At 71.5% G+C, this 24,065-nt stretch carries 20 protein-coding genes; 11 read left to right on the top strand and 9 right to left on the bottom strand.

Annotated elements, in window-relative coordinates:
* Positions 1-136 precede the first annotated feature (136 nt).
* Positions 137-748: a PadR family transcriptional regulator gene (locus tag ACGFH9_RS07770; protein ID WP_393217011.1), complete on the bottom strand. Its 612-nt coding sequence runs from the start codon at positions 746-748 to the stop codon at positions 137-139.
* Positions 749-888: 140 nt separating this feature from the next.
* Between ACGFH9_RS07770 and ACGFH9_RS07765 the strand changes: the two genes are divergently transcribed.
* Positions 889-2,640 carry an acetyl/propionyl/methylcrotonyl-CoA carboxylase subunit alpha gene (locus ACGFH9_RS07765; RefSeq protein ID WP_393216720.1) on the top strand — a complete coding sequence of 584 codons (1,752 nt, stop codon included), beginning with the start codon at positions 889-891 and terminating at the stop codon, positions 2,638-2,640.
* Between the two features lie 28 nt (positions 2,641-2,668).
* Here the strand turns inward: ACGFH9_RS07765 and ACGFH9_RS07760 are convergent, their stop codons facing one another.
* The gene (locus ACGFH9_RS07760; protein ID WP_393216718.1) at positions 2,669-3,274 is read right to left on the bottom strand and encodes a dihydrofolate reductase family protein; all 606 of its coding nucleotides are present in this window, start codon (positions 3,272-3,274) and stop codon (positions 2,669-2,671) included.
* A 92-nt stretch (positions 3,275-3,366) separates the two neighbouring features.
* Here ACGFH9_RS07760 and ACGFH9_RS07755 point away from each other — a divergent pair, with 92 nt between their 5' ends.
* The 5 genes from ACGFH9_RS07755 (at position 3,367) to ACGFH9_RS07735 (ending at position 9,977) form a co-directional block, all read left to right on the top strand.
* Positions 3,367-3,858: a winged helix-turn-helix transcriptional regulator gene (locus ACGFH9_RS07755; protein WP_393216716.1), complete on the top strand. Its 492-nt coding sequence runs from the start codon at positions 3,367-3,369 to the stop codon at positions 3,856-3,858.
* A gap of 155 nt (positions 3,859-4,013) precedes the next feature.
* Positions 4,014-5,453 (top strand): GuaB1 family IMP dehydrogenase-related protein, encoded by a 1,440-nt coding sequence (locus tag ACGFH9_RS07750; protein WP_393216714.1) that lies wholly within the window; start codon positions 4,014-4,016, stop codon positions 5,451-5,453.
* 227 nt (positions 5,454-5,680) lie between these two features.
* Complete coding sequence (locus tag ACGFH9_RS07745) at positions 5,681-6,163, top strand: MarR family winged helix-turn-helix transcriptional regulator (protein ID WP_393216712.1); 483 nt, start codon at positions 5,681-5,683, stop codon at positions 6,161-6,163.
* Complete coding sequence (locus ACGFH9_RS07740) at positions 6,157-7,890, top strand: ABC transporter ATP-binding protein (RefSeq protein ID WP_393216710.1); 1,734 nt, start codon at positions 6,157-6,159, stop codon at positions 7,888-7,890. The genes ACGFH9_RS07745 and ACGFH9_RS07740 overlap by 7 nt, the downstream gene beginning before the upstream one ends.
* A gap of 152 nt (positions 7,891-8,042) precedes the next feature.
* Positions 8,043-9,977 (top strand): ABC transporter ATP-binding protein, encoded by a 1,935-nt coding sequence (locus ACGFH9_RS07735; RefSeq protein WP_393217010.1) that lies wholly within the window; start codon positions 8,043-8,045, stop codon positions 9,975-9,977.
* A 39-nt stretch (positions 9,978-10,016) separates the two neighbouring features.
* Here ACGFH9_RS07735 and thrS read toward each other — a convergent pair whose 3' ends face one another.
* Complete coding sequence (gene thrS, locus ACGFH9_RS07730; protein WP_393216708.1) at positions 10,017-11,234, bottom strand: threonine--tRNA ligase; 1,218 nt, start codon at positions 11,232-11,234, stop codon at positions 10,017-10,019.
* Between the two features lie 506 nt (positions 11,235-11,740).
* On the opposite strand from thrS, the gene ACGFH9_RS07725 reads away from it, so the two are divergent.
* Both ACGFH9_RS07725 and ACGFH9_RS07720 read left to right on the top strand, forming a co-directional pair.
* The gene (locus ACGFH9_RS07725; protein ID WP_393216706.1) at positions 11,741-12,355 is read left to right on the top strand and encodes a DedA family protein; all 615 of its coding nucleotides are present in this window, start codon (positions 11,741-11,743) and stop codon (positions 12,353-12,355) included.
* Between the two features lie 193 nt (positions 12,356-12,548).
* Positions 12,549-13,184, top strand: coding sequence for a DUF998 domain-containing protein (locus ACGFH9_RS07720; RefSeq protein ID WP_393216704.1), 636 nt, complete (start codon positions 12,549-12,551; stop codon positions 13,182-13,184).
* Here ACGFH9_RS07720 and ACGFH9_RS07715 read toward each other — a convergent pair.
* Positions 13,162-14,565, bottom strand: coding sequence for an NAD(P)H-quinone dehydrogenase (locus ACGFH9_RS07715; RefSeq protein WP_393216702.1), 1,404 nt, complete (start codon positions 14,563-14,565; stop codon positions 13,162-13,164). The two genes, ACGFH9_RS07720 and ACGFH9_RS07715, sit on opposite strands and share 23 nt — an antisense overlap.
* A 165-nt stretch (positions 14,566-14,730) precedes the next feature.
* On the opposite strand from ACGFH9_RS07715, the gene ACGFH9_RS07710 reads away from it, so the two are divergent.
* Positions 14,731-15,186 (top strand): gamma-glutamylcyclotransferase, encoded by a 456-nt coding sequence (locus tag ACGFH9_RS07710; RefSeq protein WP_357175024.1) that lies wholly within the window; start codon positions 14,731-14,733, stop codon positions 15,184-15,186.
* 72 nt (positions 15,187-15,258) lie between these two features.
* Here ACGFH9_RS07710 and ACGFH9_RS07705 read toward each other — a convergent pair whose 3' ends face one another.
* The 3 genes from ACGFH9_RS07705 to ACGFH9_RS07695 all read right to left on the bottom strand — a co-directional run bounded on the left by ACGFH9_RS07705 (position 15,259) and on the right by ACGFH9_RS07695 (position 17,496).
* A complete protein-coding gene (locus ACGFH9_RS07705; RefSeq protein WP_393216700.1) occupies positions 15,259-15,582 on the bottom strand; it encodes a GNAT family N-acetyltransferase in 324 nt (107 codons plus the stop codon).
* 305 nt (positions 15,583-15,887) lie between these two features.
* Positions 15,888-16,859: a hypothetical protein gene (locus tag ACGFH9_RS07700; RefSeq protein WP_393216698.1), complete on the bottom strand. Its 972-nt coding sequence runs from the start codon at positions 16,857-16,859 to the stop codon at positions 15,888-15,890.
* A gap of 4 nt (positions 16,860-16,863) precedes the next feature.
* Positions 16,864-17,496: an MBL fold metallo-hydrolase gene (locus tag ACGFH9_RS07695; protein ID WP_393216696.1), complete on the bottom strand. Its 633-nt coding sequence runs from the start codon at positions 17,494-17,496 to the stop codon at positions 16,864-16,866.
* Positions 17,497-17,589: 93 nt separating this feature from the next.
* Between ACGFH9_RS07695 and ACGFH9_RS07690 the strand changes: the two genes are divergently transcribed.
* Positions 17,590-18,546 carry a DUF4349 domain-containing protein gene (locus ACGFH9_RS07690; protein ID WP_393217009.1) on the top strand — a complete coding sequence of 319 codons (957 nt, stop codon included), beginning with the start codon at positions 17,590-17,592 and terminating at the stop codon, positions 18,544-18,546.
* Here the strand turns inward: ACGFH9_RS07690 and ACGFH9_RS07685 are convergent.
* Both ACGFH9_RS07685 and ACGFH9_RS07680 read right to left on the bottom strand, forming a co-directional pair.
* Entirely contained in the window at positions 18,503-19,762 is a 1,260-nt protein-coding gene (locus ACGFH9_RS07685) for an amidohydrolase (protein WP_393216694.1), read from the bottom strand. The two genes, ACGFH9_RS07690 and ACGFH9_RS07685, sit on opposite strands and share 44 nt — an antisense overlap.
* A 440-nt stretch (positions 19,763-20,202) precedes the next feature.
* Positions 20,203-21,786: a methylmalonyl-CoA mutase gene (locus ACGFH9_RS07680; RefSeq protein ID WP_393216692.1), complete on the bottom strand. Its 1,584-nt coding sequence runs from the start codon at positions 21,784-21,786 to the stop codon at positions 20,203-20,205.
* A gap of 206 nt (positions 21,787-21,992) precedes the next feature.
* On the opposite strand from ACGFH9_RS07680, the gene ACGFH9_RS07675 reads away from it, so the two are divergent.
* Positions 21,993-24,056 (top strand): protein kinase, encoded by a 2,064-nt coding sequence (locus ACGFH9_RS07675; protein ID WP_393216690.1) that lies wholly within the window; start codon positions 21,993-21,995, stop codon positions 24,054-24,056.
* Positions 24,057-24,065 lie beyond the last annotated feature (9 nt).

Genomic DNA, 24,065 nt, shown 5'->3' with positions numbered 1-24,065 from the left:
CGGGCCGGCCGAGCCGGCCGTCGAGTGTCGATCCGGTCGGTCGGGCCGGCCGTCGAGTGGGACGACGCCGGACGGCGCACTCCCCCGCTGTGCCGACAGCAGGCTAACGCGATATAGCGTCTGTAGTCAACGTTGATTATTTCGCGTCACGGTCGAACCGCTCCTCGCCCTCCCGTGGGCCCGACCAACCCTCGGCGTTCGCCAGCTCAGCAGGCAGGTACGACACTCCGGACTCGATCCGCTCCGCGATGCGCTCACACCAGTTCAGCTCCGCCTCCGCCTTCGCCGACCACAGCTCGAACATCCAACCGACGTGCACCGGCTTGGTGTTGCGCACCCAGTCCGACTGGAGCGAGGCGCGCATCGACTCCATGCCGGCGCGCAGCAGGTTGGCCCGGTTGCGCAGCGCCGCCGCCGCCTCGGACCGGGGCATCGCGGGCAGGAAGGAGAAGGCCGCCGTGAAGGGGTCGACCGGCTCGGTGAAGTTCCACCAGAAGTTGCGCAGCAGGGTCTCGAACTCGTCGTCCCCCTTCTGCGTGACCTCGTAGGTCGTACGCGCCGGACGGGCGCCGACCTGCTCGGTCGCGACGGCCCGCAGCAGCCCTTCCTCGGTGAGTTTGCGCAGCGCGTGGTAGATCGAGCCGGGCTGCACGTTCGCCCACTTGTCGGCGCTCCAGCTCAGCAGCTCGCGGCGCACGTCGTAGCCGTGCACGGGCTGCATCCACCGCACCAGCCCGAGGATCATCATCCGAGTCGCAGACACCAGCCAAGCGTAATAGCCAAATTTGACTAAGCTCAGTGCGTCATCCCACACTGAGCGATCGTTAGGGGCCGCCCGGGGTGGCCGATACACTCCCCGTCAGTAACCTGCCGGGAGGAGCCACGAAGGTGCGCAAGGTACTGATCGCCAACCGCGGCGAGATCGCCGTCCGGGTCATCCGCGCCTGTCGTGACGCCGGCCTGGGCAGCGTCGCCGTGTACGCGGACTCCGACCGCGACGCCCTGCACGCCACGCTCGCCGACGAGGCGTACGCGCTCGGCGGGGACAGCGCTACCGAGACGTACCTGCGCATCGACAAGCTGCTCGACATCGCCGCCCGGGCCGACGCCGACGCGGTGCACCCGGGTTACGGCTTCCTCAGTGAGAACGCCGACTTCGCCCAGGCGGTCATCGACGCCGGGCTGACCTGGATCGGCCCCACCCCGCAGGCGATCCGCGACCTGGGCGACAAGGTCACCGCCCGGCACATCGCCCAGCGCGCCGGCGCGCCGCTGGTCCCCGGCACCCCCGACCCGGTGGGCAGCCCGGACGAGGTGATGGGGTTCGCCGTCGACCACGGCCTGCCGGTCGCCATCAAGGCCGCCTTCGGCGGCGGCGGGCGGGGCCTCAAGGTCGCCCGCACCATGGAGGAGATCCCGCAGCTCTTCGAGTCGGCCACCCGCGAGGCCGTCGCGGCGTTCGGTCGCGGTGAGTGCTTCGTGGAGCGCTACCTGGACCAGCCGCGCCACGTCGAGGCGCAGGTCCTCGCCGACCAGCACGGCAACGTGATCGTGGTGGGCACCCGGGACTGCTCGTTGCAGCGCCGACACCAGAAGCTCGTGGAGGAGGCCCCCGCGCCGTTCCTCACCGACGCGCAGCGCGCGCAGATCCACGACAGCGCCAAGGCGATCTGCCGCGAGGCCGGCTACCACGGCGCCGGCACGGTGGAGTACCTGGTCGGCAAGGACGGCACGATCTCCTTCCTGGAGGTCAACACGCGACTCCAGGTCGAGCACCCGGTCACCGAGGAGACCGCCGGCATCGACCTGGTCCGCGAGCAGTTCCGGATCGCCGACGGCGAGAAGCTGCGGATCACCGAGGACCCGACGCCGCGCGGGCACGCCATCGAGTTCCGGATCAACGGCGAGGACCCGGGGCGCAACTTCCTTCCCGCGCCCGGCACCGTCACCACGCTGCGCCTGCCCACCGGGCCCGGCGTCCGCGTGGACACCGGCATCTCGGCCGGCGACGTGATCGGCGGCAACTTCGACTCGCTGCTGGCCAAGGTGATCATCATCGGTGAGACGCGGACCGAGGCGCTGGAACGCGCCCGCCGCGCCCTCGACGAGATGGTCGTCGACGGGATGGCCACCGCGCTGCCGTTCCACCGGCTTGTCGTGCGGGACGAGGCGTTCACCGCCGAACCGTTCACCGTGCACACCCGGTGGATCGAGACCGAGTTCCACAACACCGTGCCGCCGTTCGCCGCCACCGCCGGCACCGCCGACGCGCCGGCCGAACGCGACACCGTCGTGGTCGAGGTCGGCGGCAAGCGCATCGAGGTCAGCCTCCCCGCCGGCTTCGGCGGGAGTACGACCACAGCCGCACCCGCCTCCCGTAAGGCGACCCGGCGCGGCGGCGGCGTCAAGGCCGGCGCACCGGTCGGTGGCGACGCGCTCACCTCCCCGATGCAGGGCACCATCGTCAAGATCGCGTTGGCCGACGGCGACACCGTTGCCGAGGGTGACCTGGTGGTGGTGCTCGAGGCGATGAAGATGGAGCAGCCCCTGCACGCCCACAAGGCCGGTACGGTCAGCGGGCTCACCGCCGAGGTCGGCGCCGTGATCACCGCCGGCGCCGCCATCTGCACCATCGCCTGAGGGGTGGGCTGACTCGGCGGCGGACCCGTCACGTGGTCTGCGGCAGCGGTGCAGGCGCGCTTCGGACGGCGTATCGATGGAGCGTGACGCCCTCGTCGAAGCGCGCCTGCTCGAGCAGGTCCAGCTCGAGCGGCACGTCGTGGCCGTCGAACAGAGGGCGGCCGGCACCGAGGATGACGGGATGCGTGAAGAGCATCAACTCGTCGAGCAGCCCTGCGCGCAAGAGCGCCGTAGCCAGTGTGGCGCCGCCGACACCGATGTCACCGTCGGTCCGCCGCCGTAGCTCCGCGAGCTGACCGATGGCATCGTCGCCGCCGATGATCACGGTGTCGTACTCGGCGCTGGTACGCGTGCGCGAGACCAGCACCTTGGGCTTCGAGGTCCAGATCTCGCCGTACTCGCGCAGGTAGTCGGGCAGCGACTCGTCGTCGCGCGCTGCCGGCCAGAATCCCTCCATCGTCTCGTGGATCGTGCGCCCCTGGACCATGAGCGACAGTGACCGCGCCCGCGCGTTGAACTCGCGGTGCAGTGACTCTCCGATGCGCATCCAGGTGCCGCCACCCTGCTCGCCGTGAGCATGCTCGATCAACAGATCGGTGGACACGTTCATCCAGTACACGAATCGTCCCGGCATGGGCTCTCCCTAAGTGATAGCGATATGCAACTGCTCCGCCCTACCCTAGGATGAGGTGATAGCAAGATGCAATCACTTGCCGGGAGGGCTCGATGGAGTCGGCGCCACGCTCGGGTTGCCCGATCAACCAGGCGGTGGAGGTCCTGGGCGATCCGTGGGCGATGCTCGTACTTCGGGACATCATGTTCGGCAATCGACGGCACTTCCGCGAGCTGCTCACCGGCAGCGAGGAGGGCATCGCGCCGAACATCCTCAGCAGCCGTCTGCGGCGCCTCAGCGACGCGGGCCTGCTCACCCGTGAGGACGCCCGCCGGGGGCAGCGGGCGGCCTACTCGCTGACCGAGGCGGGCATCCAGACACTGCCGGTCATGGCGGCGTTCGGCACGTGGGGGCTGGCCCAGCGCGGCGGCGACCGTCGCCTGCGGGTGCGCGCCGAACTGCTCCGCGACGGCGGCCCCGAACTGCTCGCCCGTTTCATGGACGACCTCCGCGAGCTGCACCTCGGCGTCCCCCGCCCGGACCCGCACGCCCGACGAGCTGTCGACGAACTTCGCGCGGCCTACGAGAGCGCCACCCGCGACTGACCTGATCGACGGGACCGCCCACGTCGCGACGGACCGCTGCCCACGGCCGTGCCGGCGCACGCGACGGCTCGTGACCCACCGCGCAGGACCGGGTGGTGGGGTGGTTTGGACCACCAGCGGCGGCAGGAGTGGGCGCGAGCAGGAATGATGTTCAGGTGCGCTTCCTTCACGGCGCGGTTCCCGCGCACGACCTGACCTACACCGACGTCTTCATGGCGCCGGCCCGCTCCGACCTCGGCTCCCGCCTCGACGTGGACCTGTCCACCGGCGACGGCACCGGCACCACCATCCCGCTGGTGGTGTCGAACATGACGGCGGTCGCCGGGCGGCGGATGGCCGAGACGGTGGCCCGGCGGGGCGCGATCACGGTGATCCCGCAGGACATCCCGATCGAGGTCGTCGCGAACGTCGTCGCCTGGGTCAAGCAGCGGCACCTGATCTACGACACGCCCATCACCCTGGGCCCGACCGAGACCGTCGGCGACGCGATCCACCTGCTGCCGAAGCGGTCGCACGGCGCGGTGATCGTGGTCGACGACGCCGGCCGGCCGATGGGCGTGGTCACCGAGGCGGACACCCTGGGCGTGGACAGGTTCGCCCAGCTCCGGCACGTGATGTCCACCGAGCTGCACACCGTCCCGGCGGACGCGGACCCGCGTACCGGGTTCGACAGGCTCTCCGCCGGCCGACGTCGGCTCGCCCCGGTGGTGGACGCCGACGGCCGGCTCGTCGGCGTCCTGACCCGGCAGGGCGCGCTGCGGGCCACCCTCTACACGCCGGCCGTGGACGACCGGGGTCGGCTGCGCATCGCGGCTGCGGTCGGCATCAACGGGGACGTCACCGGCAAGGCCGCCGCGCTGCTCGAGGCGGGTGTGGACACGCTGGTCGTGGACACCGCGCACGGGCACCAGGAGCGGATGATCTCGGCGTTGCGGGCGGTCCGCAAGCTGGACCCGGGCGTGCCGGTGGCGGCCGGCAACGTGGTCACCGCCGAGGGCGTACGCGACCTGGTCGAGGCCGGTGCGGACATCATCAAGGTCGGTGTCGGTCCGGGCGCGATGTGCACCACGCGGATGATGACCGGCGTGGGCCGGCCGCAGTTCTCCGCCGTCCTCGACTGCTCGACGGCGGCACGGGAGCTGGGGCGGCACGTCTGGGCCGACGGCGGCGTGCGGCACCCCCGCGACGTGGCGCTCGCGCTGGCCGCCGGCGCGTCGAACGTGATGATCGGTTCCTGGTTCGCCGGCACCTACGAGTCCCCCGGTGACCTCTACACGGAGCCGGACGGGCGGCGGTACAAGGAGAGCTTCGGCATGGCCTCGGCGCGGGCGGTCAGCGCGCGTACGGCCGACGACAGCCCGTACGACCGGGCCCGCAAGGCGGTGTTCGAGGAGGGCATCTCCTCGGCCCGGATGCACCTGGATCCGAACCGGCCCGGCGTGGAGGACCTGATCGACGAGATCATCGCCGGAGTACGCAGCGCCTTCACCTACGCCGGCGCCCGCAACCTGACCCAGTTCCACGAGCGGGCGATAGTAGGCGTCCAGAGCGCCGCAGGCTTCACCGAAGGAATGCCCCTCCCCACCAGCTGGTAACCCCCCCCCCCCCCCCCCGCCCCGCCCGCGTTGATCATGAAGTTATTGCCTCTCGCCTCGGCGTGTCACGGCGATAACTTCATGATCAACGGGGGCGGGGGCGGGGGCGGGGGCGGGGTTTGGCGGGTTGGGGGTCAGGCGGGCCAGGACTTCGCGGGCTGCTGTTCGTCGCCACCGCTGTCGGCATTTCGTTTGGGGCCTGACTATCAGGGGACTAATCTACTCCCGTGGAACTCGTCACCCTCCAGGATGTGCCGCTCGGCCGACTGCTGGTCGTGGCCGGGCACCTCGTGGGGCAGCGGTGGAACCGTTACCTCGCCGAGGAGCACGGCCTCACCCAGGCCGGCATGATCACCCTGATGACGCTCGCCCGGCACGGCGAGCTGCCCCACCGCCAGGTCGCCGAGAAGGGCTTCGTCCGCCCGGCCACCCTGACCGGCATCGTCGACACCCTCGAACGCGACGGCCTGGTCGAGCGGCAGCGCGACGACAGCGACCGGCGCAGCATCCGACTCGCCATCACCCCCGCCGGCCGGGAGCGGGTGGCCGCCCTCGGCGCTCTCATGCACTCCGGACGCCCGCTCACCTCGGTCGACGCCGACCCGGCGAAGGCTCAGGTGATCCGGGAGTTCCTACTCGAAGTCATCGGCAGCGGCCACGACCCGCAGATGACCGGACGACCCACCGACGCGGAGGAACCGTCGTGCTGATCCAACTGTTGCGCGATCAACTGCGCCAGTACCAGAGACCACTGCTGGCGGTGGTGCTGCTCCAGTTCGTGGGCACCATGGCCTCGCTCTACCTGCCCAGCCTCAACGCGGACATCATCGACAAGGGCGTGGCGCGGGGCGACACCGGCTACATCGTGCACACCGGCGGCTGGATGCTGCTGGTCAGCCTGATCCAGATCGTCTGCTCGATCGCCGCCGTATACCTCGGCGCGCGGGTCGCGATGGGCTTCGGCCGGGACGTCCGCGCCCGGCTGTTCGCGCACGTCAACCGCTTCTCCGCCCGTGAGGTGGCCCGGTTCGGCGCACCGTCGCTGATCACCCGCAACACCAACGACGTCCAACAGGTGCAGATGCTCGTGCTGATGAGCTGCACCATGCTGGTCGCCGCGCCGATCATGAGCGTCGGTGGGGTGTTCATGGCGCTGCGCGAGGACATCGGGCTCTCCTGGCTGATGCTGGTCAGCGTGCCGGTGCTGGCCGTCGCGCTGAGCGCGATCATCCGGCGGATGGTGCCGGGCTTCCGGCTGATGCAGACCCGGATCGACACGGTCAACCGGGTGCTGCGTGAGCAGATCACCGGCATCCGGGTGGTCCGCGCGTTCGTCCGCGAGCCGTACGAGACGGACCGCTTCGGTGTCGCCAACGCCGACCTGACCGCCACCGCCCTACGTACCGGACGGTTGTTGGCGTTGATCTTCCCGGTGGTCATGCTGGTGCTGAACGTGTCCAGCGTGGCGGTGCTCTGGTTCGGCGCGCAGCGGGTCGACTCGGGCGCGATCCAGATCGGGGCGCTCACCGCCTTCCTGGCGTACCTGATGCAGATCCTGATGGCCGTGATGATGGCCACCTTCATGCTGATGATGGTCCCCCGCGCGGCGGTCTGCGCCGAGCGGATCGTCGAGGTGCTGGACACCGACTCCTCGGTGGTCCCCGCCGCCGCGCCGGTCACCGAACTGCCCAGCCGGGCCGAACTGGAGCTGCGCGGGGTGCACTTCCAGTACCCGGGCGCGGTCGAACCGGTGCTGCGGAACATCTCCTTCACCGCCACCGCCGGCACCACGACGGCGATCATCGGCAGCACCGGCGCCGGCAAGACGACACTGCTGTCGCTCATTCCCCGCCTGGTCGACGTCACCGACGGCGCGGTGCTGGTCGACGGGGTGGACGTCCGCGAATTGGAACCCGACGAGCTGTGGCGACGCATCGGGTTGGTGCCGCAGCGGCCGTACCTGTTCACCGGGACGGTCGCCAGCAACCTGCGCTACGGCAACCCGGACGCCACCGACGAGGAGCTGTGGGCGGCGTTGGAGATCGCCCAGGCGCGCGACTTCGTGGCCCAGATGCCCGGCGGGCTGGACGCGCCGATCGCACAGGGCGGCAGCACCGTCTCCGGCGGGCAGCGCCAACGCCTGGCCATCGCCCGGGCACTGGTCCGGCAGCCGGAGATCTACCTGTTCGACGACTCGTTCTCCGCGCTCGACCTCGGCACCGACGCGCGGCTGCGGGCGGCGCTACGGCCGATCACCGCGCAGTCGGCGGTGGTGATCGTGGCCCAGCGGGTGTCCACCATCGTCGACGCCGACCAGATCATCGTGCTCGAGAACGGAGGGGTCGTCGGAGTGGGACGACATGCCCAGTTGTTGGAGACCTGCCCGACGTACGCCGAGATCGTGGCCTCCCAGCAGACGGCGGAGGTGGCGGCATGAGCGAGCGTGACGAACCACGGACCCCGGCCGTACCCAGTCAGAAGCCGGCCGGCGACGCGCCGACCGCGACCGACGGGGCGCCACAGCCCGGCGGCGACGGGCGGACGCCCAAGCGCCTGCCGGCGGGCCGGCCCGGCGGCGGCCCGCCCTGGATGAGCGCGGGGATGCCCGCCGAGAAGTCGATGAACTTCGGGCCGTCGGCCCGCCGGTTGCTCGGCCGGCTGCGTCCGCACCGCCTGCACCTGAGCGCGATCATCAGCCTCGCTGTGGTGAGCGTCGGCTTCAACGTGGCCGGCCCGAAGATCCTGGGCCACGCCACCGACCTCATCTTCAGCGGCGTGATCGGCCGGCAACTGCCCGCCGGCACCACGGTCGACCAGGCCGTCGCGGCGGCCCGGGCGAGCGGCAACGACAGCTTCGCCGACATGCTGGCCCGGATGGACGTGGTGCCCGGTGTGGGCATCGACTTCGACGCGCTGGGCCGGGTGCTGCTGTTGGCACTCGGGCTGTACCTGGCGGCGAGCGTGCTGTCGTGGTGGCAGGGCTGGCTGCTCAACGGGGTCGTCCAGCGCACGGTGCTGCGGCTGCGCGCCGAGGTGGAGGAGAAGCTCAACCGACTGCCGCTGCCCTACTTCGACCGGCAGCCGCGCGGTGAGCTGCTCAGCCGGGTCACCAACGACATCGACAACATCTCGACCAGCCTCCAGCAGACCCTCAGTCAGCTGCTCACCTCGCTGCTCACCGTGGTCGGCGTGCTTGCCGTGATGTTCTGGATCTCGCCGTTGCTGGCCCTGGTGGCGCTCGTCGCGGTGCCCCTGTCGGTACTGGTCACGCAGCGCATCGCCAAGCGGTCCCAGAAGCAGTTCATCGCCCAGTGGACGCACACCGGCGAGTTGAACGGCCAGATCGAGGAGGCGTACACCGGGCACGAGCTGGTGAAGGTCTTCGGCCGGCAGCGCGAGGTGGAGGCCGCGTTCCACGCGAAGAACGAGGAGCTGTTCAAGGCCAGCTTCGGCGCGCAGTTCATCTCCGGGATCATCATGCCGTCGATGATGTTCATCGGGAACCTGAGCTACGTGGCCATCGCCGTGGTCGGCGGCCTGCGGGTGGCCTCCGGCACGATGAGCCTCGGTGACGTGCAGGCGTTCATCCAGTACTCCCGCCAGTTCACCCAGCCGCTCACCCAGCTCGCGTCGATGGCAAACCTGCTCCAGTCCGGAGTGGCGTCGGCCGAGCGGGTCTTCGCGGTGCTCGACGCCGACGAGCAGAGCCCCGACCCGGCCCAGCCGGCCCGGGTCGTCGACCCGCACGGCCGGGTCGAGTTCGAGGGCGTCTCCTTCCGGTACGCACCGGACAAGCCCCTGATCGACGACCTGTCACTGGTCGCCGAGCCGGGGCACACGGTGGCGATCGTCGGTCCGACCGGCGCCGGCAAGACCACCCTGGTCAACCTGGTCATGCGGTTCTACGAGCTGGACGCCGGCCGGATCACGCTCGACGGTGTGGACATCACCACGATGCGCCGCGACGACCTGCGTGGACGGATCGGCATGGTGCTCCAGGACACCTGGCTGTTCGGTGGCACCATCCGCGACAACATCGCCTACGGCCGCCCCGACGCCACCGAGGAGGAGATCGTCGCCGCGGCCCGGGCCACCTTCGTGGACCGGTTCGTGCGCAGCCTCCCCGACGGCTACGACACGGTCATCGACGAGGAGGGCAGCAACGTCAGCGCCGGCGAGAAGCAGCTCATCACCATCGCCCGGGCGTTCCTCGCCGAGCCGTCCCTGCTGATCCTCGACGAGGCCACCAGTTCGGTGGACACCCGTACCGAGGTGCTGCTCCAGCGGGCGATGGCGGCGCTGCGCTCGGACCGGACGAGCTTCGTCATCGCGCACCGGCTCTCCACCATCCGCGACGCCGACCTGATCCTGATGATGGAGGACGGCCGCATCGTCGAGCAGGGCACCCACGAGCAGTTGCTCGCCGCCCACGGCGCGTACCACCGGCTCTACCGCTCGCAGTTCACCGGCGCCGCGGTGGACGAGGAACCGGCCGCCGCCGCCGCGCAGCCCGCGTCGGTCTGAGGGCGGCCGGTCGTGCACGCAACCGGATCGGCGGGCGGGTCAGCCCGGCGGAAGCAGGTCGGCCGCGCGGGCCGCGACCTGCCCGCCGATCAGGGCGAGCGCGGCGTCGGCGGGCATCGGGGCCAGGGCCCGGCCGTCGCGCAGTCGCAGGGCGAGCGCACCGTCGGCGACCTCGGCGGCACCGAGCACCCCGAGGTACGGGACGCGGCGGCGGGTCGCGTCCCGGACCCGGGCGCCCAGCGAGCCGGCGGTGTCCACCTCGACCCGCAGGCCGGCGTCGACCGCCCGCCGGGCCAGGTCCGCAGCCGCGTCGGCCTGCCCGTCGCCGACCGGCAGCACCACCAACTGCACGGGCGCGTACCAGGCCGGGAACGCGCCCTCGTGCGCCTCGATGAGGTACGCGAACAGCCGTTCCATGCTGCCGACCAGGCTGCGGTGCAGCATCACCGGCCGCCGCCGGCTGCCGTCCGAGTCGGTGTACGACAGGTCGAACCGCTCCGGCTTGTCGAAGTCCACCTGGATGGTGGAGATGGTCGACTCACGGCCAGCCGCGTCGACGATCTGAATGTCGATCTTCGGACCGTAGAAGGCGGCCTCTCCCGGTGCCTCGACATACTCCACGCCGGCCAGCGCGTCGCGGAGTAGTTCCTCCGCGTGGGCCCACTGCGCGTCGTCGCCGACGTACTTTTCCCCGGGCCCGCGCAACGAGAGCCGGAACCCCGCCGGCCGTACGCCGAGCGCGGCGTGCGCGGCGCGGATCAGCCGGAGGATCTCGGCGACCTCCGCGCTGACCTGCTCGGGGGCGCAGAAGGTGTGCGCGTCGTTGAGGGAGATGGCGCGTACCCGGGACAGTCCACCGAGCACCCCTGAGCGCTCCGAGCGGTACATCCCGCCCAACTCGGCGATCCGCAGCGGCAGCTCCCGATAGGAGCGCCCGCGCGCCCGGAAGACCAGCGCGTGGTGCGGGCAGAGCGCCGGCCGGAGTACGAACTCGTCGTCGGCGCTGAGCCGCAACGGCGGGAACATGTCGTCGGCGAAGTAGCCGAGGTGGCCGGAGAGTTCGAACAGCTCGCGTTTGCCCAGCGGCGGCGAGTAGACGTGCTGGTGAGCGGAGCGGCGCTCCAACTCCCGGACGTACTCCTCGACGGCGTGCCGGGCGGCGGCGCCGGCCGGCAGCCAGATCGGCAGGCCGGCTCCGGCCAGCGGATCGGAGACGAACAGGTCCAGCTCACGGCCGAGCTTGCGGTGGTCGATCATGTCGGGCTCCTGGATCGGGTACGACCCGGAGGCGACCTGGGCACCGAACGCCGCACGGCCCTCGGGGGCGGATCGCCCCGGGGCCTGGTCGACGGTGGTTACGTCAGAGCGGCACGCCGGGGACACCCGGCGTCGTCGTCATCACTACCGCGCTGCGCATACGGCGACGCTAGCCGTCGGGCGGTCGTGGACGCACCCGGATTTGCGGCGGTGAGCAGGGAGGCGGGCCGCCGGCGCGGGACCCGCCGGCGGCCCTGGGCGGCCCGCGTCGTCAGGAACGGGGGACCCGACGTGCTGGGCCGCGCCGACCACGGTACGCCGACGAACGCCGATCCGGCGACCACCTCGGGCCGGGCTGGACCCGTCACCAGCGGGTGCCCGTCTCGTTGGAACAGGGTGGCCCTGTGGTGTCGACGGTCACGGCAACACGGGGCTGTCCATGGTGACGCCGGCCATGCCGTCAGGCTCAAGACACCCAATCGGCCGCATCCGGCGAGGTGGCAGGCGTGCCTGAACTACTGACTGACGTCGCATCGCCGACGTGGGCGTACCTGGTGCTGCTCGGGCTCCTCATCGCCGACGCCTTCGTGCCCGTCATCCCCACCCAGATCGTCATGATCACCAGCGGTGCGCTGACCGTGTACGGAGGGCTCAGCCTGCCGGTCACCATCGCCGTCGGCGCGCTCGGCGTCTTCGCCGGTGACCTCGCCTGCTACCTGCTCGGCCGCGTCGCCCCCGACCGGCGGGTGCCCCGGCACGCCGAGCCCAGCCGCGCCCGCCGCGTCGCCAGCCGGGTCACCCAGGGACTCCGACAACCCGGGCCGCTGGTCATCCTGCTCTGCCGGTTCGTACCCGGCGGGCGGATGGCGGCCTGCTTCTCGGCCGGCCGCAGCCGCTACCCGTACCGGCTGTTCGCGCTCTACGAGACGATCGCCGCGCTGGGGTGGGCAACCTACGGCGCGCTGGTCGGGCACCTGGGCGGCACCGCGCTCACCGAGTCGGCCTGGCGGCTGGTCATCATCGCCGTCGCCGCGGCGGCCGGCTTTGCCGCGGCGGGATGGGCGATGACAGCGGTCAGCGCCCGCCACGCCCGCGCCGCCGCCCAAGTCCCCCTCGACTGAGGCTGCACGCTCTCCGCTCTCCGCGATCTTGTACTTTCGGTCGCGACAACTGTGGCGAAAGACCGTAAAACGGCGACTGGAAGTGCAAGATCGCGCGGGTGAGGGCGCGAGGTCCCTCTAGGGGTGGGTTTTAGGGGCGAAGTCGGTGGCGGTCCCGGATCTGGTTGGGGTGTCCACGGCGACAGGCTGAGGCATGCCTGGAACCCGGAGTACCGGCCTGCTGGCCCTCGGCGGGATCGCCGTGGCGGCGTTGCTCACCGTGATCGGTCACCTGGAAGTCAACGACGACCTCAACCCGTGGGCGCTGACCATCAGCGACTTCGCCGTCTCCGACCGGGGCGGTGTCATCGACGCGGCCATGGTGGTGCTGGCGCTCACCACGGTGGCCCTGCTCCACGGGCTGCGGCGCACCGACCCGCCACGATCCGGTCGAGCGATCGAGCTGCTGCTCGGCGCGTGGGTGGCGGGGCTGCTGCTGGCAGCCGTGGTGCCGACGAACGAGCCCGGCGCCACGATGACCACGTCCGCCTACGTGCACCGGTACGCGTCGGTGGTCGCCTTCCTGGCGTTGCCGGTCGGCGGCTGGCTGCTGGCCCGGCGCCCCGACCTGACACCCGCCGCCCGGACGCTCCGCACCCTCGTCGTGCTGAGCCTGGTCCTGGCGGGCGGGATGGTGTGGTCCGCCTACCCCGGCGACCGCCTGCTCATCGGGCTCGCCGAACGCCTCCTGATCCTCACCGAGGTAGCGGTCCTCGCGACGGTAGCGCTGACCCTCACCCGGCGTTCACCCGACGAGGACGGTGCGCTCACTCCAGCTCGTGGAGCATGAGCTGACGGGCGGATTCGGTGATCGAACCGGAGAGGCTCGGGTAGATGGTGATCGTCTGGGCCAGCTCGTTGACCGTCAGATTGTTCTCCACAGCCATCGTGATGGGCAGGATCAGCTCGCTGGCCTTCGGGGCGACCACCACGCCGCCGATCACCTGGCCGCTGGCCGGGCGGCAGAACAGCTTCACGAAACCGTCGGAGAGGTCGTCCATCTTGGCCCGGGCGTTGCCGGACAGCGGCAGCATCACCTGCCGGGCCGGCACCTTGCCGGCGTCCATCTCGTCCTGCGAGACGCCGACGGTGGCCAGCTCCGGGTCGGTGAAGACGTTCGCGGCGACGGTCCGCAGACGCAGCGGGCGGACGGCCTCGCCGAGGGCGTGCCACATGGCGATCCGCCCCTGCATGGCGGCGACGCTCGCCAGCAGCAGCACACCCGTGCAGTCACCGGCGGCGTAGACGCCGGGCACGTTCGTCCGGGAGACCCGGTCGACGGTGATGTAACCGCCCCGGCCCAGCTCCACGCCGTACTCGGCCAGGCCCAGGTCGGCGGTGTTCGGGATCGAACCGACCGCGATGAGAGCGTGCGAGCCGGTGACCTTGCGGCCGTCGGACAGCTCCACCTCGACCCCGTCCGCGGTACGCCGCACCGCGTCGGCCCGGGAGTTGTTGAGGATGTTCATGCCCCGGTTGCGGAACACCCGCTCGATGGCCGAGGCCGCGTCGGCGTCCTCGTGCGGCATCACCCGGTCGCGGCTGGAGACCAGGGTGACCTCCACCCCCATCGCGAGGTACGCGCTGGCGAACTCCGCGCCGGTCACACCCGAGCCGACCACGATCAGGTGCTCCGGCAGCTCCGGCAGGTCGTACACCTGACGCCAGGTCAGGATGCGCTCACCGTCAGGTACGGCGGTGGGCAACTGCCGGGGCGTCGAGCCGGTGGCCACCAGCACGGTGGACGCGGCGATCGAGTACTCCTCGCCGCCGTCGGCGGGCGTGATGACGACCAGGTGGGTGTGCCCGAGCGCGTCCTCGCCGAGCCGGGCGGTGCCGGCCACGAAGGTGACCCCCGCCTTGAGCAGCTTGGCGTGGATGTCGGCGGACTGCGCCAGCGCCAGCCGCTTCACCCGCGCGTGCACCGCCTGGGCGTCGACGGTCACCGCCTCCAGGCCGTCCGAGTGCACGCCGAACTCCTCGGTGTCCCGATAGCCGGTGACCACCTGAGAGCTGGCGATGAAGGTCTTCGACGGCACGCAGTCGGAGAGCACGCAGGCCCCGCCCGCGCCGTCGGCCTCGACCACGGTGACATCGGCGTCCAGTTGGGCGGCGACCAGTGCCGCCTCGTACCCGGCCGGCCCACCGCCGATGATCACGATCCGGCTCACAGTGCCATCCTTTCGCTCGCGACTGCGGGGCTCCGCTGCGCTGCACTCCTCGCGCTCACCACGTTCGCCCTTCGTTGGTGCTCACAGTGACTTTCTTCTCCCGAGCGCATCCGACACGCACAGTCGTATTCTCCCCCACCCATTCGTCGGGCTATCGTCATCGCCGTGGGTCATCACGCCGCCTACGGCTCAAACCTCGATCCGTCCCGAATGCGGGCCTACTGCCCGCACTCGCCGATGGTCGGCACCGGCTGGCTGGAGGGTTGGCGGCTGACCTTCGCCGGGGAGGACGTGATCGGCTGGGAGGGTGCGGTGAGCACCGTCGTCGAGTCCCCCGGCGACCGGGTGTTCGTGGCGATCTACGACATCCACCCGTACGACGCGGCCCAGCTCGACGAGATCGAGGGTGTGACCGCCGGCACGTACCGCAAGCTGCACGTGCGGGTCTCCACCCTCGACGGCGACGTCACCGCGTGGATCTACGTGTTCGACGGGTACGAGGGCGGCCTGCCGACGTCGTGGTACCTGTCCGAGATCGCGAACGCCGCCGAGAAGGCGGGCGCGCCGGACGACTACGTCACCGAGCTGCGGTCCCGCCCCACCGGCACCGCGTCCCCGTAGCGCGTATCGCACCCCCCCAGTCTGCAACCGTCTCCGGCTCCGACGCCCGCCGGGCCCGGCCGGGGTCGCCAATCACACACCGACGGCCGGGACGACCCGCTCGTACATGTCGCTCCACCAGGTCTCCCGCAGGCCCACCGACCGGTAGAGCGACAGCGGTGCGGTCGGGTTGGTGAGGTCCACGCCGAGGCCGGCGGACTGCCGACCCTTGTCGGCGTAGCGGGCGAACGCGCGGCGCAGCAGCGCCCCGCCCACCCCACGCCGGCGGTACGCGGGCAGCACCGACAAACTCTTCACCCAGCCCTGCTGCTGGTCGAGCGCCTGGTCCGAGGACTGCAACCCGCCGGCGAGCACCCCGTCCACCTCGGCGACGAACCACTCGTCCCAGGCGGTCACGTCGCCGATCCGGGCTCGCCACCGCTCGTACGACAGCGGCTCGTGGTCCGTCGCCGAGCGCGCCCGCCCGACCGCCGATGTAGAAGGCCCAGCCGGAAATGCCGAGCAGACGCGCCCGACGCAGCGTGCTCGGACACCTGCTGAACCCGTCGCCGAGGTCGAGGACGACGGGTTTGCTGGCGGCGGCGATCTGCTCCGGCGTCATCCGGCCGCCATCTGCGGGCCGCCCCACCGCACAGCGGTGGCACTCCGCCCGGGGACAGCCGGCCCCGAACGGCACACCCGCTCGTCGTCATCCATCGATGTCAGTCTGCCGCCCCACCGCCCGCGTCCGCATCCCCCTCTTCGGCCGCCAACGCCTCCACGGCGGCCTCGACCTCGCCCGCCCGCCGACGGGCCACGGTGACCGCCCGCTCGGCCGCGCGTCGGGCCAGCTTGGCCCGGCTCAGGTCCTGCTCCGCCACCGCGCGCCGGCGCTCCAGCTCGGCCAGCTCGGTCTCGATACCGTCGAGTACGCCGATGCCGTCGCGCTCCTGCCCGGCGGCCTCGGTCAACTCGTCCTCGGCCCGCTGCTGGTCGGCCCGGGCACGCTCCAGCTCGCGGTCGAGCGCGCGACGGCGGCGGGCACGCTCGGCTCGGGCCGCCCGCTGTGCCGCCCGTTCGGCCTGCACGGCACGCTCTCCGGCCCGGTCGGTACGGCGAGTCGGCTCCGGACTCTCCCGCTGGACGACCGGGCGACCGGCCGGTGGCTCCTCCTCGTCGCCGGTGACGAGCCGCAACTGTGGTCGGGGCACCTCACCGAAGCCGGCGTAGGTGGCCGAGCGGAGCAGACGCCCCGCCCGTACCTGCTCGGCGACATCGGCGTCGGAGAGCGCCGCGTTCAGGGTCGCCTCCACCTCGGCCAGTGGCAGCCGGCCGGCGGGCGGCGCCTCGGGCTCGGCCGCGGCGAGCGTGCGGATCTCGGCGACCAGGGCCGCGACCACCGCCCGGCGCTGGGCCGACAGTTCCCGCAGCCGCGAACCGCGCAGCTCCCGCTGGGCAGCCCGTAGCGCGTCGGCCAGACCGACCAGGTCGGCGACCAGCTCGGGACGTTCGATGGCGAGCAGGTTGACCAGCCAGGCGGCGACGGTGGGACGGCGCAGTCGGGCCAGTTGCCGGGCCGTGGTCGGATCACCGGCCCGCCGGGCCTCGGCCACCGCGGCGTCCCGGGCGGCCACGAACCGGTCCGGTGGCGTGCGGTAGAGCTGCCGCACCAGCTCCACGGAGGGGCCGGGCATCGCGTCAGACGTCCACCCGGGTACCGGGCTCCAGACGCTGGTACTCGGTGCCGGACATCGCCGCGTACTGGCGGTTCAGCACACCCAACCCGTTGGTGTTGAGCAGGGCGTCGTGCAGGGCGTACGCGCGGCGCGGGGCGACCGCCCGGATGAAGTCGAGCACCTCGGAGAACTTCGACCAGGGGGCGTGGATCGGCGCGAAGAGCGTGTCGACGGGCGTCTCCTCCGGTACGACGAGGGAGTCGCCGGGGTGGTAGACCACGTCGTTGATCAGGTAGCCGAGGTTGTCGATCACCGGGAGGTCCGGGTGGATGACCGCGTGCCGCCCGCCGTACGCGCGGACCGCGACACCGGCGGCGGTGAACGACTCGCCGGACTCGACGGGGCACAGCGCCTCCGCCGCGTCGCCCAGCGTGTCGGCGAGCGAAGCGGGCCCGTAGATCGGGAACGGCCGCCGGTCGAGTTGGAGACGCACCGCGGCCGGGTCGAGGTGGTCCGGGTGCTCGTGGGTGACGAGCACCGCGTCCGCACCGTCCAGCGCCGTTCCGGGATCGCTGAAGACTCCGGGATCGACCACGAGCACTCCCCCGTCGTGTTCCACCCGGAGACAGGAGTGGGCGTACTTGGTGAGCCGCATCGTGACTCCTCGACTATCGAATCGTGATGTCCTCAGCGCAGTCTGCCGGAACCAGGCGGCGGGCGCGTCACGTCCGAGCTATCGCCACTGAAGCTGACGACGATGGGAGCGGGGATGGACGGACGGAGAGGACGCCGCCGCGGCGGCGCGGTACTGGCGGCAGGCGCACTCGTGGCGGCGTTGGCCCTCGCGGGGTGCAGCGCCGGCGACAGCGGATCGGCGGACTCGGCGGGCACGGCGGCCGAGGCCCCTCAGGGCGCACTTGACAAGGGCAGCGGCGCGGAAGCGGCGGGGACGGCCGGGGCCGGTGCTCCGGATCTGCGGGTCGACCAGCGGGCGATCATCTACACCGGATCGATGCGGGTGCAGGTGACCGATGTGGACGCGGCGGCCCGTGAGGTCAGCGCGCTGGTCACCCGGGCCGGTGGTTTCGTCGGCGGCGACCAGCGACGCAGCGCCGAGGCCGACGCGGTGGCCGAGCTGCAGTTGCGGGTGCCGGCGGCCAGGTTCTCGGGCGTGGTGGAGGAGGTCGCGAAACTCGGTCGGCAGCAGAGCCGGGAGATCAACACTCGGGACGTCACGGAGGAGACCGTCGACCTGGAGGCCCGGATCATCACGCAGCGGGCGCGCGTGGACAGCGCACGACGGCTGCTCGCCCGCGCCAACTCGATCGCCGACCTCGTGTCGCTGGAGAACGAGTTGGGTCGCCGGGAGGCGGACCTGGCCTCGTTGGAAGCCAAGAAGCGGCGGCTGGCCGACCTGACCGCGCTGTCCACGATCACGGTGGCGCTGGCCGGGCCGGCCGCGAAGACCAGCGGGGAGAAGAACGAGACCGGTTTCCTGGTCGGGCTCAAGGGCGGATGGAAGGCGTTCGCCACCTCGATGACCGTCCTGCTCACCGTCCTGGGCGCGCTGCTGCCCTGGTTGGTGGCGGTCGGCGTACCGCTGGCGGTCGTGCTGCTGGTGCTGCGCCGGCGACGGAGGTCGCCGGCGCAGACCGCCGAGGTCAGCGCGCCGCAGCCAGTGCCCGCAGCGCGGTCTGCACCATGACGCGTACGCCGGCCGGGATGGCCCGCTCGTCCACGTCGAAGGACGCGCGGTGCAGGTCGACGTTGGGTCCGATACGTCCCACGCCGAGGCGGGCGAGGGCGCCGGGGACGTACTCCAGGTACCAGGAGAAGTCCTCGCCGCCCATGCTCTGCGGCGTCTCGGCGATCCCTTCCGGGCCGAGCGCGGCACCGGTGGCGGCGGTCAGCACCTGGATCGCCCGGGAGTCGTTGCTCACCGGCGGACGGCCACGCAGGTATTCGAGGTCGACCGTGGCGCCGGTCGGGGCGATCACGTCCCGCACCACCTGAGCCACGATCTTGGGCGCCTTCTCCCAGGTGTCGCGGTCCATGACGCGCAGCGTGCCCGAGGCGGACGCCTCGGAGGGGATGACGTTGTAACGGGTGCCGGCCGAGGCGTGGCCGAACACCAGCAGCAGCCCGCTGTTGGCCGGCACCCGCCGGCTGACCAGGGCCGGCACCTCGGTGACCAGCCGGCCGAGGGCGTCGACCAGGTCGACGGTCAGGTGCGGGCGGGCGGTGTGCCCGCCCGGCCCGGAGAGCCGGACGGTGACGTTGTCGGCGGCCGCCGTGATCGGGCCGACCCGCAGGCCGACCTGGCCCACCGGCAGGTTCGGGTCGCAGTGCAGCGCGAAGATCTGCACGACGTCGTCCAGGCCGCCGGCCTCGATGACCTCCAGCGAGCCGCAGGGCAGGATCTCCTCGGCCGGCTGGAAGATGAGCCGGACCCGGCCGTCCAACTCGCCGAGGTCGGCGAGCTGGGCGAGCAGCATGCCGACGCCGAGCAGGATCGTGGTGTGCACGTCGTGGCCGCAGGCGTGGCAGACGCCCTCGACGGTGGAGCGGTACGGCACGTCCTTGGGGTCGTCGAGCGGCAGGGCGTCGATGTCGGCGCGGAGCGCGACGATCGGGCCGTCCGGACGGCCGTTGACGTCACAGATGACGCCGTTGCCCTTGGGCAGCAGCCGCGGGTGCAGACCCGCCAGGGAGAGTTCCCGCGCGATCAGGGCCGCCGTCTCGAACTCCGTACCCGACAGCTCGGGGTGCGAGTGAAGGTGACGGCGCGTGGCGATGAGGCCGGGTACCCGAAGGGCGAGCAGGTGGTCCAGGTCGCGGGGCAGGGGCTGGGATCCGGGCGGGGCCTCCAGCCAGGACGACGCCAGCTGGCCGCCCGTGGGCAGCGTCAACGCACTCGTCACGTCGAATTCTCGATCACTAGAGATGGATGGATCATCGGGGACAGCAGACAGCCTAGACCTCGGACGGTGACGCTGCGCAACCTCGTTACGGTGATGATCGGCTCGCGTAGCGTCACGTATGCCCTGCTGAGGGCGCTCATCGAGGTGCGGGATCGCAGGTAGATCGCGTTCGAACGCCGTCATCCGCCCCCTCACCTCCTACAACGCGTAACCGGCCCGAGTGTCCATGAGTCGAAGGCGACGCATGGATCTTCACCGCGAATTGTCGCATTAGTCGGGGTGATGAACTGACACTCCGACAATAAGACGACCACGCTCCGCAGCGGGCCGGACAAGGACGCTCACATACGCGCGCGCAGCCCGACCGCACACCGTGTGCGTTGCGGCGCACCCGGTCGGCGTACCCCCGGAGCCGGGTCGGCACACCCGGGCGGTAGCGGTCAGAACCGGTCGGTGGGCCGGTACTGGCCCCACACCTCCCGCAGGGTCCCGCAGACCTCGCCCACCGTGGCCCGGGCCCGCAGCGCCTCCCGCATCGGGTACAGCACGTTGTCCGAGCCGTCGGCGGCGGCCCGCAGGTCGGCCAGTGTCCGCGTCACCGCGTCGGCGTCCCGCCCGGCGCGCAGCCGGGCCAGCTTCTCGGCCTGCACCGCCTCGATCGTCGGGTCGACCCGCAACGGCTCGTACGGCTCCTCCTCGTCGACCGTGAACCGGTTGAGCCCCACCACCACCCGCTCACTGGAGTCGATCTCCTGGGCGATCCGGTACGCGGACTGCTCGATCTCCCGCTTCTGGAACCCGGCCTCGATGGCGTCGACCGCCGAGCCGTGGTCGGCCACGCGCTCCATCAACTCCACGGCGGCGGCCTCGATCTCGGCGGTCATCGCCTCCACCACGTACGAGCCGGCGAACGGGTCGACCGTGGCGGTCAGGTCCGTCTCGTACGCCAACACCTGCTGGGTGCGCAGCGCGAGCCGGGCGGCCTTCTCGGTGGGCAGCGCGATCGCCTCGTCGAAGCTGTTGGTGTGCAGGGACTGCGTGCCGCCGAGCACCGCGGCCAGACCCTGCACCGCCACCCGGACCAGGTTCACCTCCGGCTGCTGGGCGGTGAGCTGCACGCCTGCGGTCTGGGTGTGGAAGCGCAGCATCATCGACTTCGGATTGTTGGCGCCGAAGTCGTCACGCATGAGCCGGGCCCAGATCCGCCGGGCGGCGCGGAACTTCGCCACCTCCTCCAGCAGTGTGGTGCGGGCCACGAAGAAGAACGACAGCCGGGGCGCGAAGTCGTCCACCGCGAGCCCCGCGGCCAACGCCGCCCGGACGTACTCGACGCCGTTGGCCAGGGTGAACGCGATCTCCTGCGCGGGCGTCGCGCCGGCCTCGGCCATGTGGTAGCCGGAGATGGAGATGGTGTTCCACTTCGGCACCTCCTTGCGGCAGTACGCGAACGTGTCGGCGACGAGGCGCAGCGACGGCTTCGGCGGGAAGATGTACGTCCCCCGGGCGATGTACTCCTTGAGGATGTCGTTCTGGATGGTGCCGTTGAGCGCGGCGCCGGGTACCCCGTTCTCCTCCGCGACGAGTTGGTACAGCAGCAGCAGCACCGAACCGGGCGCGTTGATGGTCATCGAGGTGGAGACCCTGTCCAACGGGATGTCGGCGAAGAGCAGCCGCATGTCCTCGATGGAGTCGATGGCGACCCCGACCTTGCCGACCTCGCCGTGTGCGATCGGGTCGTCCGAGTCGTACCCCATCTGGGTCGGCAGGTCGAAGGCGACCGAGAGACCGGTCGTGCCGGCCCGCAACAGTTGGTGGTACCGCGCGTTGGACTCGGTGGCGGTGCCGAAGCCGGCGTACTGGCGCATGGTCCACGGACGGGAGGTGTACATCGTGGGGTAGACCCCCCGGGTGTACGGGAAGTCGCCCGGACCGCCCAGCCGGGAGTCCAGGTCCTCCGGAAGGTCGGCCGCCGTGTAGACGCCCTTGATCGGGAAACCGGACTCGCTTGACCGCGGTTCGCTCATCCCCGGATGGTAGGACGCCCTGGCCCGAGGTCGGGTGAGGGATACCGCACAGAGCGTCCCGACCGGTCGACGGGAGGTGAACGCACGGGCACGATCTGTGGACTTCGGTAAACGTCCGCCGCGTCGGCTTTCGCATCGGGCGTCGGAACCAGCAAGATAGGGGGGTTGTGTCCCAGCCCCCCTCGATTTCCCCCGGTGGCTTTTCTGTGACTCAGATCCCGACGTGGAGCGGCGGACAGGTAAGTCCCGCCAGCGGACGAGCAGCGCCCGGCACCACCATCGGTGGCCGGTACTCGCTGCGGTCCGCGGTGGGCAACGGCGGCATGGGCACGGTGTGGCGCGCCACAGACACCCTGTTGCGCCGCGACGTGGCGGTGAAGGAGGTCGTCCTTCCCCCGGGCCTGGCGCCCAGTGACCGCGACGCCATGTACGAGCGGACGCTGCGCGAGGCCCGCGCCGCCGCCGCCATCCAGCACCCCGCCGTGGTGCAGGTGTACGACGTGGTCACCGAGGCCGGTCGGCCGTGGATCGTCATGGAGCTGTTGGACGCCCGCAGCCTCGCCGACATGGTCATCGAGGACGGTCCGGTCGCCCCCCGCGCGGTCGCCAAGATCGGCATCGCGCTGCTCGGCGCGCTGGAGGTCGCCCACGCCATCGGCGTGCTGCACCGGGACGTCAAGCCGGCCAACGTGCTGATCTGCTCCGACGGGCGCTGCGTGCTGACCGACTTCGGTGTCGCCCGGATGCCCACCGACGTGCAGCTCACCACCCCCGGCATGGTGCTCGGCTCCCCGCACTTCATCTCGCCCGAGCGGGCCATGGGCCAGGAGTTCGGCCCGCCGAGCGACCTCTTCTCGCTGGGTGTGACGCTCTACACGGCCGTCGAGGGGCGTCCGCCGTTCGACAAGGGCGACCCGATCGAGACCATGCACGCCGTCGTCGAGGACCCGCCGGCACCGCCGCAGCGCAGCGGTCCGCTGACCCGGGTGCTGATGGGCCTGCTGGAGAAGGACCCGGCCCGCCGGCTGGACGTGCACACCTCCAGGGGCATGCTGCGTGAGCTGCTCGCCGGCCCGCTGGGCAGCACCGCCACCGCCGTGCACTCGGTCACCGACCCGTACGCGGTGGTGCCGGTGCAGCAGCGTCCGGCTCCCGTCCACCAGCCGGCCCAGCCGGAGTCGAAGTCGGACAACCAGATCGGTGGCCGGGCCATGCTCGCGCCGGACGAGTCGCTGACCGACCGGTTGGCCGCGCTGCGCCGGGGCGAGCGTCCCCAGCCGGCCGACGCGAGTGCCGCCGCGGCCCTCGACGAGACCAGCGCCGACGCGCTCGCCGGCCCGTTGCACACGCCCACCGGCGCGATGTCCACCTCGGGTCGCCCCGCCGCGGGGCGCACCTACGGAGGCAGCGCGGACGCCACCCAGCGGGTGGACGCCGGGGCGCACCCCGACGCCACGCAGCGGGTCACCTACGGCAACCGGCCCGACGCCACCCAGCAGGTCAACTACGGCACACCGGAGGCCACCCAGCGCATCGGCGGCACCTACGGCGGCGGCAACCAGTGGTCGGTTCCGGGCACCGGTCAGCCCTGGACGACGACGCCGGCCCCGGCCGGTGGTGGCGGCAGCGCCCTGGACAAGGTCCGCGCGACCGGCGGCCAGTTCGTCACCACGGTCAAGGGCTGGCCGCGCAAGGTCCAGCTCGCCGCGGCAGGTGGCCTGGCCGTGGTACTGCTGATCAGCATCGTGGCGCTCTCCAGCGGTGACGACCCGGCGCCGAGCACCCCGCAGGCGCAGCCGACCCCGTCCGCACCGGCGGGCCCGGCCGTCGAGATGCAGGAGCACTCGGCCCGCGGCGTCCAGGTGATGGTGCCCAAGGGTTGGAAGAAGGCCACCGGCGGCTCGTACACCGACTACATCGACCCGGAGGACGACGGTCGCAAGATCCGGATCCTCACCGAGAAGTGGACCGGGACGCCCACCCGCTGGGCGGAGAGCGCGCAGAACTTCCTCCGCACCAAGAGCACCAACTGCAAGAAGCCGTACGAGCAGGTGTCCATCGCCGAGCAGCAGTTGGCGGGCAGCCCGGGCGTCGAATTCGAGTACACCTGCGGCTCCGGTGGCGAGATGCGCCACGGGGTGTGGCGCGCGGTCGTCAAGGACGGCAAGTCGTACTCGTTCTACCTCTCCGCCACCGAGGACGTGTTCGCCGAGAGCAAGCCGATCTTCGACGAGATGGTGAAGACGTTCCAGCTCACCGGAGACGGCTGAGCCGGAGGG

Source organism: Micromonospora sp. NPDC049102 (assembly GCF_043197485.1).
Classification (GTDB): domain Bacteria; phylum Actinomycetota; class Actinomycetes; order Mycobacteriales; family Micromonosporaceae; genus Micromonospora.
Note: the sequence above shows the minus strand (reverse complement) of the source record. Positions and strands in the feature narration are given on the sequence as shown.

Coding starts and splice junctions, on each gene's coding strand:
- thrS (WP_393216708.1), bottom strand. CDS start 11,234: ATGATCGACCACCGCAAGCTCGGCCGTGAGCTGGACCTGTTCGTCTCC.
- ACGFH9_RS07770 (WP_393217011.1), bottom strand. CDS start 748: ATGATGATCCTCGGGCTGGTGCGGTGGATGCAGCCCGTGCACGGCTAC.
- ACGFH9_RS07700 (WP_393216698.1), bottom strand. CDS start 16,859: ATGCCCGGCCCCTCCGTGGAGCTGGTGCGGCAGCTCTACCGCACGCCA.
- ACGFH9_RS07695 (WP_393216696.1), bottom strand. CDS start 17,496: ATGCGGCTCACCAAGTACGCCCACTCCTGTCTCCGGGTGGAACACGAC.
- ACGFH9_RS07720 (WP_393216704.1), top strand. CDS start 12,549: ATGCCTGGAACCCGGAGTACCGGCCTGCTGGCCCTCGGCGGGATCGCC.
- ACGFH9_RS07680 (WP_393216692.1), bottom strand. CDS start 21,786: ATGAGCGAACCGCGGTCAAGCGAGTCCGGTTTCCCGATCAAGGGCGTC.
- ACGFH9_RS07735 (WP_393217010.1), top strand. CDS start 8,043: ATGAGCGCGGGGATGCCCGCCGAGAAGTCGATGAACTTCGGGCCGTCG.
- ACGFH9_RS07760 (WP_393216718.1), bottom strand. CDS start 3,274: ATGCCGGGACGATTCGTGTACTGGATGAACGTGTCCACCGATCTGTTG.
- ACGFH9_RS07755 (WP_393216716.1), top strand. CDS start 3,367: ATGGAGTCGGCGCCACGCTCGGGTTGCCCGATCAACCAGGCGGTGGAG.